The 17,754-nt window shown below is 67.6% G+C and carries 1 pseudogene (cut by a window edge); it reads left to right on the forward strand.

What is annotated here, in order from left to right:
* Positions 1-17,754, forward strand: a pseudogene (locus MAAFP003_RS25865) (non-ribosomal peptide synthase/polyketide synthase); its annotated part runs 13,377 nt beyond the window's last position; the annotation flags it as partial.

Consider the following 17,754-nt stretch of genomic DNA (forward strand, 5'->3'; position numbering starts at 1 on the left):
CTGACGCGCCGGCAATTGGATATCTGGCTCGCACAGGAAACGGGACGCTCCGGCACCGACTGGCAACTCGGCCTATTCATCAAAATCGAGGGCACGGTCGAGCCTGATTTGCTCAGACAAGCAATCAGCAAAACGTTGCACGAGGCCGAACCGTGCCGCGCCGCATTCTTCGAAGTCGACGGTCAGGTTTTCCAAAAGGCAGTCGATTACCCGGAATTCGAGTTGGACTTCCACGATCTCCGCGGCTGCAGCGATCCCGTGGCCGAGGCCCGCGAGATTGCGTCATCGATCCAGCACACCCTGATGCCGCTGGATGGCCGGCTACTCAAATTTGCGTTATTCCGCACGAAAGCCGATGAATATTACTGGTCTGCCTGCTGCCATCACATCGTCCTCGACGGCTTGGGTATTGGGCTCGTCGGCCGCCGGATTGCGGCTCTCTACACCGCACTCGCGTCCGGCACGGCCAGCTCGCCCGCGTTCTTCGGCTCATTACAGGACCTCGTTCGCGGCGAGCTGGAATACGAGGCGTCCGCGGAATACCTGGAAGACCAGGCCTACTGGAACGCCAACCTGCCGTCGGAGAACGGACCGGACTATCGATTGGCGCCGGCCACCTCGCGGCCGGATCCGAATCAGCCGACCACGCCGGTTCAGCTGGATCCGTCCGTCGTCGGCCAGATCAAACAGCTGTCCAAAACGCTGGGTGTACGTCGAACCTCGATCCTGACGGCGGCGTGTGCGCTGTTGGTGCGCGGATGCACCGGCGGCTCGGAGGTCGTGCTCGACTTCCCGGTCAGCAGGCGGGTCCACCCGGAGTCCAAATCCCTTCCCGCAATGGTCGCCGGGGTGGTTCCCCTGGTGCTCAAGACGTCACCGGGGTCGACCGTTGCCGACTTCTGCAAGCACGTCGATAAGCGAACGCGAGAAGCTTTGCGGCATCAGCGTTTTCCGGTGCAGGTCCTGGGGGACGAGGGCGGTCTTCGCGGCGCCGGGCAGACGGCGAATCGAGTGGTCCTCAACTTCGTTCCGTCCAGGATCACCCTGAACTTCGCCGGAGTTCCGGGCACCGCGACGTACACCAGCTTTGGACCGATAGGTCACTTCGGGCTGTTCTTCGTCGGTGCCGGCGACGAGCAGTTCGTCACCACTGCCGGGGCCGGGCAACCATATTCGAACTTCGACGTCGCGGAACTGACGCAACGGTTGCAGCGGGTGCTGAAAGCCATGGCGTCGGCACCCGAACACGAGCTCGCCTCGATCGATCTGCTGGACGACGACGAACACACCGGCGTGGACCGGTTGGGTAACCGGGAGGTGCTGACGCGGCCCGCGACCGCGGCGTCGATCCCGGCATTGTTCGCAGCACAAGTCGCGCGCACCCCGGACGCGGCAGCGGTGAGCTTCGACGGCCGTTCGCTCACCTACCGCGAACTCGACGAGAACGCCAACCGGGTGGCCCACCTGCTAGCAGACCGGGGCGCGGGGCCGGGACAGTCTGTGGCGCTGCTCTTTTCGCGATCGGCCGACGCCATCATCGCGATCTTGGCGGTGCTGAAGACCGGAGCCGCGTACCTGCCGATCGACCCGGCTCACCCCGCGACGCGGATCGAGTTCATGCTCGCCGACGCCGCGCCGGTGGCCGCACTGACCACCACCGCGCTCGCGGACCGGCTGGACCCTTACGGCCTGGAGATCATCGATATCCACGACCCGGCGGTCGACGCCCAGCCCGCCACCGCGCCGCCCGGTCCGTCACCAGATGACATCGCGCACATCATCTACACCTCCGGCACCACCGGTGTCCCCAAAGGCGTGGCCATCACCCATGACAACGTCGCCGCGCAACTCGACTCGCTGAGCGCCGGATTGCCCCCCGGACAGGTCTGGACCCAATGCCACTCTTACGCCTTCGACTTCTCGGTGTGGGAGATCTGGGCTGCGCTGCTGCACGGCGACCGGCTGGTGGTGGTCCCCGAGTTGGTCACCGCTTCGGCCGACGATTTCGGCGCCCTGCTGATCGCCGAGCGGGTCAGCGTACTGACGCAGACACCGTCGTCGGTGGCGGCGCTGTCGCCGGAAGGTCTGGGATCGGCGGCGCTGCTGATCGGCGGCGAGGCGTGCCCGGCCGAGGTGGTCGACCGGTGGGCGCCCGGGCGCGTGATGATCAACGCCTACGGCCCCACCGAAACCACGATCTACGCGGCGATGAGCGCGCCGCTGTCGGCCGGGAATGCGGTACCGATCGGTGCGCCGGTCTCCACGTCGGCACTGTTTGTGCTCGACGACTGGCTGCGCCCGGTGCCCGCCGGGGTGGTCGGCGAGCTTTACGTGGCAGGCAGCGGCGTCGGATACGGCTACCTGGCGCGGTCCCCGTTGACAGCATCGCGGTTCGTGGCCTGTCCCTTCGGCGGACCCGGCGCCCGTATGTATCGGACCGGAGACCTGGTGCGCTGGGGCGCCGACGGACAGCTGGACTATGTCGGGCGCGCCGACGAGCAGGTCAAGATTCGCGGCTACCGCATTGAGCTCGGCGAAATCCGCGCCGCACTGGCAGGCTTCGACGGGGTCGAGCAGGCCGCGGTGATCTCCCGCGAGGATCGCCCCGGTGAAAAGCGCTTGGTGGGTTATGTCACCGGCACCGCCGATCCGGCCGAGCTGCGCAGCGCACTGGCCGAGCGGTTGCCCGCGTACATGGTGCCGGTCGCGGTGCTGGCGATCGACGCCTTGCCCTTGACGGTCAACGGCAAGCTCGACACCCGCGCGCTGCCGGCACCGGACTACCGCGACGTCGAGAACTACCTCGCACCGGCCACCGCGGTCGAGGAGATTGTGGCCGGTATCTATGCCCAGGTTCTGGGAGTGGACCGGGTCGGAATCGAGGAGTCGTTCTTCGATCTGGGCGGAGACTCGCTTTCTGCGATGCGGGTGATCGCCGCGATCAACACCGCCCTGGACGCCGGGCTTTCGGTGCGGGCATTGTTCGAAGCCCCGACGATCGCGCAGCTGGTACCCCGCATCGACACCGGGCAGGAGCGACTGACGCCATTGACGGCCGGCTGGCGCCCGGCGGTGGTTCCGCTGTCGTTCGCCCAGTCGCGGCTGTGGTTCCTGGACCAGCTGCAAGGTCCATCGCCGATGTACAACATCGCGGTCGCGTTGCGGCTGTCGGGCAGCCTCGACGTCGACGCGCTGGGCGCCGCGATGGCCGATGTGATCGCCCGGCACGAGAGCCTGCGTACGGTGTTCCCCGCGACCGAGGACACCCCGCGGCAACTGGTGTTGGCCGCCGACGGTGCCGAGTTCGGTTGGCAGGTCGTGGATGCCAACGGCTGGCCGGCATTCCGGCTGGATGAGGCAGTCGATGCGGCGGCGCGCCACACCTTCGACCTGACCAGCGAGATACCCTTACGGACAACGCTTTTCCGCTGCGGCGACGACGATCATCTGCTGATCGGCGTGCTGCACCACATTGCCTCCGACGGCTGGTCGATTGCGCCGCTGATGCGTGATCTGGCGCAGGCGTATGCCGCTCGGTGCCTCGGACGCGAACCGGACTGGGCCGAATTGCCGGTGCAGTACGCCGATTACACGCTGTGGCAGCACGCGCAATTCGGAGACCTGGCCGACGCAGAAAGCCCGATCGCGTCGCAACTGTCCTATTGGGAAGAGACGCTGGCGGGGATGCCGGAGGTACTGCCGCTTCCCACCGACCGTCCCTACCCGCCGGTGGCCGATCAGCACGGGGCCAGTGTGGCCGTGCAGTGGCCGGCCGAATTGCAGCAGCGGGGCCGCGAAGTGGCCCGGGAGCACAACGCCACCAGCTTCATGGTGGTCCAGGCCGCCCTGGCGGTGCTGCTGTCGGCGATCAGTGCGAGTTCCGATGTGGCCGTGGGCTTCCCGATCGCCGGGCGCCGCGATCCCGCGCTCGACGAGCTGGTGGGCTTCTTCGTCAACACCCTGGTGCTGCGGGTCGATGTGGCTGGCGATCCCACCGTCGCGGAGTTGTTGGCTCAGGTACGGCGACGCAGCCTGGCCGCCTACGAACACCAGGACGTGCCGTTCGAGGTTCTGGTCGAGCGGCTGAACCCGACCCGCAGCCTGGCGCACCACCCGCTGGTGCAGGTGATGCTGGGCTGGCAGAACACGGAGCCGGCCGAACTGGCCTTGGGCGATGTGCGAGCCACCCCATTGCCAATCGACACCCGCACCGCACGAACGGATTTGGCCTTCACTCTGACCGAGCGCTTCACCGCGTCCGGTGAACCGGCCGGAATCGGCGGGGCGGTGGAGTATCGCACCGACGTGTTCAACCCGGACAGCATCGAGGCGTTGGTCGGGCGATTGCAGCGCGTGCTTACCGCCATGACAACCGATGCTGCCCAACGGCTCTCGTCGATCCAGCTGTTGAATTACGCCGAACGCAACCAGCTCGACGCGTTCGGCAATCGCGCCGTACTGGCTCGGCCGCAGACCCCGACCACAGTTCCGGCACTGTGGGCCGCGCAGGTGGCCCGCGCCCCGGAATCGGTAGCCGTAACCTTCGAGGGCCGGTCGATGACCTATCTCGAGGTCGACGCGGCCGCCAACCGGTTGGCACACCTCCTGCGCGCCGAAGGCGCTGCACCGGGAGGGTCTGTGGCACTGCTGTTTTCGCGATCCGCCGAAGCGATCATCGCGATCCTGGCGGTACACAAATCCGGTGCGGCCTACCTACCGATCGATCCCGGCCACCCATCGGCACGTATCGCGTTCATGGTGGCCGACGCCGCGCCGATCGCCGCGATCACCACCGCCGAGCTGCGGCCGCGGCTGCAGAAATGCGAGCTGCGGATCATCGACGTGGACGACCCCCGCATCGACGCCCAGCCCGCGACCGCGCCGCCCGGACCGTCGCCAGACGACATCGCTCACATCATCTACACCTCGGGTACCACCGGCATGCCCAAAGGCGTTGCGGTTACTCAGCACAACGTCACTCAACTCTTCGACTCGCTCGACACCGGCCTGGAACTGTCACCCGGACAAGTGTGGACCCAATGTCATTCGTACGCCTTCGACTTCTCGGTGTGGGAGATCTGGGGCGCGCTGTTACACGGTGGCCGACTGGTGGTAGTGCACGAAGCCGTGACCGGTTCACCGGCAGACTTCCACGCCCTGCTGGTCGCCGAACGCGTCACCGTTCTCACTCAGACCCCGTCCGCGGTCGGCGTGCTCTCCCCGCAGGGCTTGGAATCGACCGCGCTGGTCATCGGCGCCGAACCCTGCCCGGCGGAACTGGTGGATCGGTGGGCACGCGGCCGACTGATGATCAACGTCTACGGACCGACCGAAACGACGATGTGGGCGGCCAAGAGTGCGCCGCTGGCAACGGGTTCGGGCGTTCCGCCGATCGGCTCGCCGGTCTCGGGGGCCGCGTTCTTTGTGCTCGACCAGTGGTTGCGCCCGGTGCCCGTCGGCGTGGTAGGTGAGTTGTACCTGGCCGGGCGCGGGGTCGGGTGCGGGTACTGGCGCCGGGGCGGGCTGACCGCGTCGCGTTTCATGGCCTGTCCGTTCGCGGAGCCCGGCGCCCGGATGTACCGTACCGGCGACCTGGTGCGGTGGCGTCCCGACGGGCAACTCGACTACCTGGGCCGCGCCGACGAACAGGTCAAAATTCGCGGCTCCCGCATCGGGCTCGGCGAAATACGAGCGGCCCTGGCACGTTTGGAAGGCGTGGAGCAGGCGGTCGGCGTCGCCCGCGAGGACCGGCCCGGCGTCAACCGCCTCGTCGGCTACATCGCCGGAACCGCCGACCCCAACCACGCCCGGGCCGCGCTTGCCGACGGCCTTCCCCCGTACATGGTTCCGTCGGCGGTGGTGGTGCTCGACGCGCTGCCGATGACGGTCAACGGCAAACTTGATACCCGCGCGTTGCCCGCACCCGAATATCAGGATGCCGATCATTACCGCCCCCCCACCGATGCCGTCGAGGAGATCCTGGCCGGGATCTACGCGCAGGTGCTGGGGTTGAAGCGCGTCGGGGTCGATGAGTCGTTCTTCGACCTGGGCGGGGACAGCATCCTGTCGATGCAGGTGGTGTCCCGGGCGCGCGCGGCCGGGGTGGTGTGCCGACCTCGGGACATCTTCGTCGAGCAGACTGTCGCCCGGCTGGCCCGAGTAGCCAGTGTCGCAACGGATGACGCCGGAGTCGTCGATGAAGGCGTGGGCGAGGTGCCGGCCACCCCGATCATCCGCTGGCTGGAGGGCGTCGCGGGTCGCGTCGAGGAGTTCAACCAGACCGTCGCCATTCAGGCCCCGGTCACGGTGACCGAAGCCGACGTGGTGGTGGTGCTGCAGGCGTTGCTGGACCGGCACGCGATGCTGCGGCTGCGCGTCGACGACGACTTCGCCGGCGGCTGGTCACTGTGGGTGCCCGAGCCCGGTTCGGTGGACGCGCAAGGTTGCCTGCGCGTCGTCGACGAGCTCACCGATGAGGTACTGGTCCAAGCGCGGGCCCGGCTGGATCCGGTCACCGGAAAGATGCTGAGCGCATTGTGGGTGGCGCCGATCGGTGAGCTGGTGCTGATCATTCACCATCTGGCCGTCGACGGGGTGTCATGGCGAATCCTGTTGGAAGACATCAACCTTGCCTGGGCACAGCATTGCGCCGACCAAGAGGTGGCGTTGCCCGCACCGGGAACGTCGTTTGCCCGCTGGGCGTCGTGGCTCGATCAGCACGCCCGCGATCCCGAAGTCGTCGCCCAGACGCAGGTGTGGCGGCAGATAGCCGCGGTCCCGTCCACACTGCCGGCACCCCGGCCCGAGCTGGACACCTACGCCAGTGCGGGCCGGTTGTCGGTGGACCTCGACGTCGACACCACTCGGATGTTATTGGGCGAAGTGCCCGCGGCGTTTCACGCCGGCGTGCAAGACATTCTGCTGATCGCGTTCGGGTTGGCCTGCACGGAGTTTCTGGGCGCCGGCCCGATCGGCATCGACGTGGAGGGCCATGGGCGCCACGGTGAGCTGGCCGGCGACATGGACTTGTCACGGACGGTGGGATGGTTCACCACCAAATATCCGGTGGCCCTGGACGGCGGTGGCTTGTCCTGGGCACAGGTGCTCGCCGGTGCGCCCGCGCTGGGCGCGCTGATCAAGAACGCCAAAGAGCAACTGCGCGCACTGCCAGACGGCCTGACCTACGGGCTGTTGCGCTACCTGAACCCCGAAGTGGATCTGGACTCGGCCGACCCGTTGATCGGGTTCAACTACTTCGGACGCCTGGGCGCCGGCGCCGTTGAGTTCTCCGACGATCTGTGGCTGATCGGCGAGGACGGTGTGACGGTCGCCGCCGTGGCCTCGGCCATCCCAATGCCGTTGGGGCACACCGTGGAACTCAACGCCGGCACGCTCGACACGGACATCGGCCCACGCTTGCACGCGACCTGGACCTGGGCTGCCTCAGCGCTCACCAGTGAGCAGATCGGCCGGCTCAACCAAATGTGGTTCGACGCCCTGACCGGGATCTGCGCTCATGTCCGCGCCGGTGGTGGCGGTCTGACTCCGTCGGATATCGCCCCGGCGCGGCTCAGCCAGCAGCAGATCGACGAGCTGTGCCGACGCGACCACATCGCCGACATCTTGCCGCTCACGCCGCTGCAACAGGGCCTGCTGTTCCATGCCAACACCCACGGCACAAGCGATTTGGGCGAGCTCTACGCGGTCCAGCTGGATATCACCATCACCGGCCCGCTGGAACCCGACCGGTTGCGCGCCGCGGTCGACACGGTGGTCGGCCGCCATCCCAACCTGGCAGCCCGGTTCTGCCCGGAGTTCGACGACCCGATCCAGGTCATTCCGATCGACCCCGAATCAGCTTGGCAATACCTGGAACTCGACGGGGCCGTCGATACCGAGGAACACCTCGCGCGGCTGTGCGCTGCCGAACGCACGGCAGTCGTCGACCTGACCGAGCCGCCCGCGTTCCGGGTCGCGCTGATCCGCATCGGCAGCGACCTGCACCGGTTGGTGTTGACGAACCACCACATCGTGCTCGATGGCTGGTCACTGCCAATCCTGTTGCAAGAGATCTCCACAACCTATTCCGGCCAGCGACCCCCGGCACCGGCGCCGTCCCGCCGGTTCGTGTCCTGGCTGACCGACCAGGACCGCGGCAGCGCCGAGACGGCCTGGCGGCAAATGTTCGCCGGTTTCGAGGTTCCCACCCTGGTGGCCCCGCCGGGGCGCGCCGGGCTCGGGCGGCGAGCGGTGGTGACGTCGCGAGTGCCCGCCGACACGACCCAGGCCGTAACCGAGCTGGCGCGGCAGAATCACACCACCGTCAATACCGTCCTGCAGGCCGGCTGGGCGCAGCTGTTGATGTGGCTGACCGGCCAGCGCGACGTCGCCTTCGGCACCGCGGTTTCGGGCCGCCCGCCCGAGCTGGCCGGCTCCGATTCGATGGTCGGCCTGCTGATCAACACGGTGCCGGTGCGCGCCACGATCACCACGGCCACCACCACGGCCGACCTACTCGACCAACTGCATCGCGCCAACAACCACACCCTCGAACACCAGCACCTGGCACTGCCCGAGATTCACCGCGCCGCAGGCCACGACCAACTCTTCGACACGCTGTTCGTCTACGAGAACTACCCCGTTGATCCCGCATTGTTCGGCGTCAACGGCCTGGCCGTCACCGGGTACAGCGCTCGCGAAAACAACCACTACCCAATGACTTTGCAGGCAATGCCCGGCGACGAACTGGGCCTGCGGATCGAGTACGACACCGACGTCTTCACCGCGGACAGCGTCCACACCCTCATCCGGCAGTTGCAGCGGGTCCTGGTGGCCATCACCAACGATCCCACCAGCAGGCTGTCGCTGATGGATCTGCTCGACGCCAACGAACACCACCGCCTCGATGAGATCGGTAACCGAGCGGTGCTGACTCGGCCGGCAACCGGGATATCCGTGCCGGCATTGTTCGCCGCACAGGCCGCGCGCACCCCCGACGCGATCGCGATCACGTTCGACGGCCGCTCGATCACCTACCGCGAGCTCGACGAAGAGTCCAACCGGGTGGCGCACCTGCTGACCTCGCACGGGGCGGTCCCCGGACAGTTTGTGGCACTGCTGTTTTCGCGCTCGGCCGAGGCCATCGTCGCGATCTTGGCGGTGTTGAAATCCGGCGCGGCATACCTGCCGATCGACCCGGCACACCCCGCGGCACGGATCGAATTCATGGTGACCGACGCCGCGCCGATCGCCGCACTCACCACCACCGAGCTGCGCGCGCGAATCGACGGGTACGACCTGACGACGATCGATATCCGCGATCCCGCGCTCAGTGCTCAACCCGCCACCGCGCTACCGATGCCGGAGCCCGACGATGTCGCCCACATCATCTACACCTCGGGCACTACCGGGGCGCCCAAAGGCGTTGCGGTCAACCACGCCAACGTCACCCAGCTCTTCGACTCACTGGAGATCGGGCTGAAACTGACCGCGGAGCAGGTGTGGACGCAGTTCCACTCCTATGCGTTCGACTTCTCGGTGTGGGAGATCTGGGGCGCGCTGCTCCACGGCGGGCGGCTGGTGGTGGTGCCCGAGCAGATGACCCGCTCACCCGACGACTTCCACGACCTGCTCGTCAACGAACGCGTCACGGTGCTGACCCAAACCCCGTCCGCGGTGGCCGCCCTTTCCGTTAACGGTTTGGAATCGGCGGCGCTGGTGATCGGCGCCGAACCCTGCCCACCCGAGGTGGTGGATCGATGGGCGCCCGGGCGGACGATGGTCAACGTCTACGGGCCCACCGAGACCACGATGTGGCTGTCCAAGAGTGCGCCCCTCATCCCGAAAACCGCTGTGGTGCCGATTGGTTCGCCGACAGCGGGCGCGGCGTTCTTCGTGCTCGATGGCTGGTTGCGCCCGGTACCCGTCGGCGTGGTCGGCGAGTTGTACCTGGCCGGGCGTGGGGTGGGATACGGGTATTGGCGCCGCGGCGGGTTGACCGCATCGCGATTCATGGCCTGTCCTTTTGGGAGTCCCGGTGCCCGCATGTATCGCACCGGCGACCTGGTGCGGTGGGGCGCCGACGGGCAGTTGCAATATGTCGGGCGCGCCGATGAGCAGGTGAAGATTCGCGGCTACCGCATCGAACTCGGCGAAATACGCGCGGTCCTGGCCGGTTTGGACGGCGTGGAACAAGCTGCGGTGATCGCCCGCGAGGACCGCCTCGCCACCAAGCGTCTCGTCGGCTACATCACCGGGACCGCCGACCCGGCCCTGGTCCGTGCCCAGCTGTCCGAGTTGCTTCCGCCGTACATGGTGCCGTCGGCGGTACTGGTGGTCGACGCGTTGCCGATGACGGTCAACGGCAAGCTCGACACCCGGGCCTTGCCGGCACCGGACTACCGCGATGCCGGTCGGTACCGGGCGCCGGCCAGCGCCGTCGAGGAGATCCTGGCCGGGGTCTACGCCCAGGTGCTGAATGTGGAACGGGTCGGAGTCGACGATTCCTTCTTCGATCTCGGCGGAGACTCGCTGTCGGCGATGCGGGTGATCGCCGCGATCAATACGGTTCTGGACGCGGACCTCAAGGTGAGCAGGCTTTTCGACGCACCCTCTGTCGCCCAGCTGGCACCCTATCTCGGCGCGCCGGCGAGCCGCCGTGAGCCGCTGGTCGCTCTCGAACGACCGGCGGTGGTGCCGCTGTCGTATGCCCAATCTCGGTTGTGGTTCCTGGATCAGCTGCAAGGACCGTCCGCCGTGTACAACATGGCGGTGGCGTTGCGGCTGTCCGGAAGCCTCGATGTCGACGCGCTGGCCGCGGCACTGGGTGACGTGGTGGCGCGCCATGAAAGTCTGCGAACGGTCTTCTCGGCACCCGACGGCATCCCGCGGCAGGTCGTGCTGGATCCCGACCGGGCCGAGTTCGGCTGGCGCTTCGTCGATTCCACCCGATGGTCCGCGACTCTTTTCGACGACGCCATCGACGCCACGGTGGGTCACCGCTTCGACCTGTCTGCCGAACTGCCCCTTCGGGCCACCCTGTTCAGGCGCAGCGATCACGAGCACGTGCTGGTGGGTGTCGTGCACCATATCGCCGCCGACGGGTGGTCGATCGCTCCGCTGGTGCGCGATCTGGGTCAGGCGTATGCCGCCCGATGCCGAGGACAAGCGCCCGCCTGGACCGAATTGCCGGTGCAGTACCCCGATTACGCGATATGGCAGCACACGCGGTTCGGTGATCTGGCCGATCCCGACAGCCCGATCGCCGCCCAGCTGGCGTTCTGGCGTGACGCCCTGGCCGGGATGCCCGAGCGCATTGCACTGCCGACCGACCGGCCGTACCCGGCGGTCGCGGATCAGCGCGGCGCCACGGTGGCGTTGCAGTGGCCGGCCGAGTTACAGCGGCGGGTACACGAGGTGGCCCGCGAACACAACGCGACGAGCTTTATGGTGGCCCAGGCGGCGCTGGCGGTACTGCTGTCGGCCGTCAGCGCGAGTTCGGATGTGGCCGTTGGCTTTCCGATCGCCGGGCGCCCTGACCCGGCACTGGACGAATTGGTGGGCTTCTTCGTCAACACCCTGGTACTGCGCATCGACGTGACCGGCGATCCCACCGTCGCCGAGCTGCTGGCGCAGGTTCGCCAGCGCAGCCTGGCCGCCTACGAACACCACGACCTACCGTTCGAGGTGCTGGTCGAACGGTTGAACCCGACCCGAAGCCTGGCACATCACCCGCTGATCCAGGTGATGCTGGGCTGGCAAAACGCCCAGCCCGCCGAGCTGCGACTGGGCGATGTGAAGGCCACGGCGCTCCCGATCGATACCCACACCGCACGCATGGACGTGTCGTTCTCCTTGACCGAACTCTTCACCGCGGCCGGTGAGCCGGCCGGGATTTCCGGCACGATTGAATATCGCACCGACGTATTCGACGCCGACAGCATCGAGGAATTGGCCGAGCGCCTTCAGCGGGTGTTAACGGCTATGACATCCGATGCGGCGCAACGCCTCTCGTCGATCCAGCTATTGGGCGCCGACGAGCATGCCAGGCTGGATATCTTGGGTAACCGCACGATGTTGGCACTGCCCGCGCCGGTGGCGGTGTCGGTGCCGGAATTCTTCGGCGAGCATGCGCAGCGCACCCCGGACGCGGTAGCCATTACTTACGCGGGCAGGTCACTGAGCTATCGCGAACTCGACGCATCCGCCAACCGGCTGGCACATCTACTGGCCACCCGAGGTGCTGGGCCGGGAACGATTGTGGCGCTGTTATTTTCGCGTTCCACCGATGCTGTTGTCGCGATGCTGGCGGTGCTGAAGACGGGGGCAGCGTATCTGCCGATGGATCCGGCGCATCCCGACGCGCGAATCGGGTTCATGCTCACCGACGCCGCGCCGGTCGCCGTCGTCACCACCGCGGAGCTGGGACCGCGGCTCAGCGATTACAACCTCGCGGTCATCGACATCGATGACCCTGTCGTGGGATCGCAGCCGGCGACGGCGCTGCCGGCGCCCTCGCCTGACGACATCGCGTACCTGATCTACACGTCGGGCACCACCGGTGTACCCAAAGGTGTTGCGGTCAGCCACCGCAACCTGGCCCACCTCGCGGTGTCCACGCCCAGCCAGCTGCCGGTGATGCAGGTATGGACGCAATGCCACTCCTACGGATTCGACTTCTCGGTCTGGGAGATCTGGGCCGCCCTGCTCGGCGGCGGACGATTGGTCGTCGTCCCCGAAGTAGTGGCGGCCTCGCCGCACGACTTCCATGCTTTGTTGGTTGCCGAACACGTCAACGTGCTCACCCAAACCCCCTCCGCTGCAGCGGCATTGACTCCGGACGGGCTGGAGTCGGTGTCGCTGCTCCTCGGCGGGGAGGCCTGCCCCGCCGAGGTGGTGGATCAGTGGGCGCACGGGCGGATGGTGATCAACGCGTACGGCCCCACCGAAGCCACCGTCTACGCCTCGATGAGCAACCCTCTCGCGGCGGGATCGGGCGCCGCACCCATCGGCGTACCCGTGGCCACCTCGGCGCTGTTCGTATTGGACCCCTGGCTGCGCCCGGTACCGGCCGGAGTGGTCGGCGAGCTGTACGTCGCCGGCACCGGGGTGGCGTACGGATACCTCGGCCGGGCCGAGTTGACGGCCTCGCGATTTATCGCCTGCCCGTACGGCGAACCCGGCACCCGGATGTACCGCACCGGCGACCTGGTGCGCTGGCGCGCCGACGGGCAACTCGACTACCTCGGCCGCGCCGACGAGCAGGTCAAAATCCGCGGCTACCGAATCGAACTCGGCGAAATCCAAACCGCGCTCGCCGCCCTCGGCGGCGTGGATCAGGCCGTCGTCGTCACCCGCGACGAGCGCGCCGCCACCCGGCTCGTCGCCTACGTCACGGGGACGGCCGACCCGGCCGGGCTGCGCGCCGCGCTGGCCGAGCAGCTTCCGGCGTACATGGTCCCGTCGGCGATCGTCGTGCTGGACGCGCTGCCGCTGACCGTCAACGGAAAACTCGACACCCGCGCGCTGCCCGCACCCGATTACGAGGATGCCGGTCGCTATCGCGCCCCCGCGGACGCTATCGAAGAAATCCTGGCCGGTATCTACGCCCAAGTCCTCGGCCTCGAACGCGTCGGCATCGATGACTCGTTCTTCGACCTGGGCGGCGACAGCATCTTGTCGATGCAAGTGGTTGCCCGGTCGCGCGCGGCCGGTGTGTTGTGCCGTCCGCGTGACATTTTCGTCGAGCAGACCGTGGCGCGGCTGGCCCGGGTGGCCAGCGTGGTCGACGACGAAGCCGCCGGCGACGATGCGGGCATCGGACCGGTGGTGGCCACCCCGATCATGCGATGGCTGCGCGACGTCGACGGCCCGGTCGCGCAGTTCAACCAGACGGTCGTCGTGCAGGCACCGGCGGGCGTGACCGAGGCCGACGTGGCAATGGTGTTGCAAGCCCTGCTGAATCGGCACGCGATGCTGCGGCTACGGGTCGGCGATGCGTGGTCGTTGCAGGTGCGCGAGGCCGGAGCGGTCGACGCGCGGAGCTGTCTGCAATCCGTGGAAGTGCTCTCCGATGAGGTGCTGGTGCGGGCGCGTGAGCGGTTGGATCCGGGCAGCGGGACGATGGTGAGCGCGCTGTGGATCACCTCGACGTCCCAGTTGGTACTGATCGCTCACCATCTGGCCGTCGACGGGGTGTCGTGGCGAATCCTGTTGGAGGACATCAATATCGCGTGGGCCCAGCACCGCAGCGGGCAGCCGATAACACTGCCGGCGCCCGGGACCTCGTTCGCCCGGTGGGCTTCGCTGCTCGATGAGCACGCCCACTCCGCGGCGGTGCTTCGAAGCGCGCACGCGTGGCGGCAGGTCGCCGCCGTGCCGAACGCATTGCCGGCACCCCGGCCCGAGCTGGACACCTACGCCAGCGCGGGACAGTTGTCGGCCGAACTCGATGCCGAGACGACCCGCATGCTGCTCACCGAGGTCCCCGCGGCGTTTCACGCAGGCGTACAAGACATTCTGTTGATCGCGTTCGGCTTGGCCTGGGCGGAGTTCTTGGACACCGGCGCGGCCATCGGTATCGATGTCGAAGGCCACGGCCGCCACGACGAATTGGCCGCCGGTGTCGACTTGTCCCGCACGGTGGGGTGGTTCACCACGAAATACCCGGTGGCGCTGCGCATCGGCGATCTGGATTGGGCGCAGCTGATTGCCGGTGATCCCGCGCTGGGTGCGGCGGTCAAGGACGCCAAGGAACAACTGCGGGCGCTGCCCGATCCGCTCAGCTACGGGCTGCTGCGTTATCTCAATCCCGACGCCGAGCTGACCGGAACCGACCCCGCGATCGCGTTCAACTACCTCGGACGACTCGGCGCTGGCGCCGCCGAGCTGTCCGACGATCTGTGGCGGGTCAGCCGGGACGGCGCAGCGGTGGCGACCACCGCCTCGGCGATCCCAATGCCGTTGGGACACAGCGTAGAACTCAATGCCGTCACCATTGATACCGACACCGGTCCACGCCTGCAGGCGACGTGGACATGGGCGCCCTCGGTGCTCGGCGGCGAGCAGGTCGACCGCCTCAGCGCGTTGTGGTTCGACGCGTTGACGGGGATCTGCGCACACGTTCGCCGCGGCGGAGGCGGGCTGACACCGTCGGATATTCTCCCGGCCCGCCTGACCCAGCAGCAGCTCGACGAGCTGTGCCGGCAAGACCACGTCGCCGACGTCCTGCCGCTCACCCCGCTGCAGCAGGGGCTGCTCTTCCACGCCAGCGCCGCGAACGACAACACCGACGACCTGTACGCGATGCAGCTGGATCTCACCATCGCGGGGCCGCTCGATGCGGACCGGCTGCACGAAGCGGTGCGTACAGTGGTCAACCGGCACCCCAACCTGGCCGCCCGATTCTGTCGGCAGTTCGACGAGCCGGTGCAGGTCATGCTCGTCAATCCCGTTGTGGCCTGGCGGTTCTACGTGCTGAGCTCCGAGGAGCGAATCCAGCAGATCTGTGCCGCCGAACGCACCGCGGTCTGCGATCTGACCGAACCGCCGGCATTCCGGGTCGCGTTGATCCGCACCGGCGACGACGTGTACCGCTGTGTGCTGACGAATCACCACATCGTGCTGGATGGCTGGTCATTGCCCATCCTGGCGCAGGAGATCTTCGCCGGCTACCACGGGCAGCGGCTACCCGCGGCCAGGTCCTATCGGAGGTTCGTCGCCTGGCTGGCCGAACGAGACGTCGGCGCCGCGGAGCTGGCCTGGCGAGAAGTGTTGGCCGGCTTGGATTCGCCCACCCTGGTGGGCCCGCCGGGTCGGGTGCGGCCCGGACGCCGCGGCAGCGCCGGTTCGGCCTTGTCGGAGCAGACTACCCACGCGCTGGGCGCGCTGGCCCGCGCGCATCACACCACCGTCAACACCGTGTTGCAGGCCGGCTGGGCGCAGGTGCTGATGTGGCTGACCGGCCAGCGCGACGTCGTCTTCGGCACCGCTGTCTCGGGCCGCCCGCCCGAGCTGGCCGGCTCCGATTCGATGGTCGGCCTGCTGATCAACACCGTGCCGGTGCGGGCCACCAGCACCGCGGTCACCACCACCGCCGACGTGCTGGATCAGCTGCACCGCGCCAACAACCACACCTTCGACCACCAGCACCTGGCGCTGACCGAAATCCAGCGCGCCGCAGGCCACGACCAACTCTTCGACACCCTGTTCGTCTACGAGAACTACCCCATCGACACGTCCACCGCGCTCGGCGGCGGCTTGGCCATCACCGCGATGACCGCCCGCGAATTCAACCACTACCCGCTGACCCTGCAGGCGATGCCCGCCGACGAACTCGGCCTGCGCGTGGAATACGACACCGAGCTATTCGACGCGAAAACCGTTGAGGCGCTGATCGGGCGGTTGCACCGGGTACTGGCGGCGATGACCGCGGATCCGGAACAACGGCTGTCCTCGATCCAGCTGCTGGACGACGCCGAACACGCCCGGCTCGACGAGCTCGGCAACCGAGCGGCGCTGACGCGACATGGTCCCGCTCCCAAGCCGATTCCGCAGCTGTTCACCGCGCAGGCCGTACGCACCCCCGATGCGATCGCGATCACCTGCGACGGCCACTCGATCACCTACCGCGAATTGGACGAGTCCGCCAACCGGATGGCGCATCTGCTCGCCGACCAGGGTGCTCGCCCGGGACATTCGGTGGCACTGCTTTTTTCACGCTCTGCCGAGGCCATCGTCGCTATGCTGGCGGTGCTCAAGACCGGCGCGGCGTACCTCGCGATCGACCCCGCGCATCCCGACAGCCGCATCGAGTTCATGCTCACCGATGCCGCGCCCGTCGCCGCGCTCACCACTGCGGGCCTGCGGCCGCGGCTGCGCGGGCACGACCTACCGATCATCGACGTCGACGACCCCGCCGTCGTTCTGCAACCCGCCAGTGCGCCAGAAGCAACGCCGTCGCCGGACGACGTCGCTTACCTGATCTATACCTCCGGCACCACTGGTGTCCCGAAAGGTGTTGCGGTCACTCATCGCAACCTGGCCCACCTGGCCGAGTCGACGCCCGCTGCGCTGCCCGTGCCACAGGTGTGGACGCAATGCCATTCCTATGGCTTCGATTTCTCGGCATGGGAGATCTGGGCCGCGCTGCTCGGGGGTGGCCGCCTGGTGGTGGTACCCGAGGCGGTGACCAGCTCGCCACCGGACTTCCACGCCCTGCTGGTGCGCGAACGGGTCAACGTGCTCACCCAAACACCCTCGGCCGCAGCGGCCTTGACTCCGCAGGGCCTCGAGTCGGTAGCGGTGCTGCTGGGAGGGGAGGCATGCCCCGCGGAGGTGGTGGATCAGTGGGCGCCCGGCCGGGTGGTGATCAATGCCTACGGCCCCACCGAAGCCACCGTGTACGCCTCGATGAGCGCCCCGCTGACACCGGGCACCGCCGTCGTCCCGATCGGAGCGCCGGTATCGACCGCGGCCCTGTTCGTCCTCGACGGCTGGTTGCGCCGGGTGTCACCCGGAGTGGTCGGCGAGTTGTATGTGGCCGGGGCGGGCGTGGCAGGTGGATATCTAGGCCGCACCGAGTTGACCGCATCCCGTTTTGTCGCATGCCCTTACGGACGACCGGGCGATCGGATGTATCGCACCGGAGACATGGTGCGCTGGCGCGACGACGGGCAACTCGACTACCTGGGCCGTGCCGACGATCAGGTCAAGATCCGCGGTTACCGGGTCGAACTCGGCGAAATTCAAACCGCC

Source organism: Mycobacterium ahvazicum (genome assembly GCF_900176255.2).
Taxonomy (GTDB): Bacteria; Actinomycetota; Actinomycetes; order Mycobacteriales; family Mycobacteriaceae; genus Mycobacterium; species Mycobacterium ahvazicum.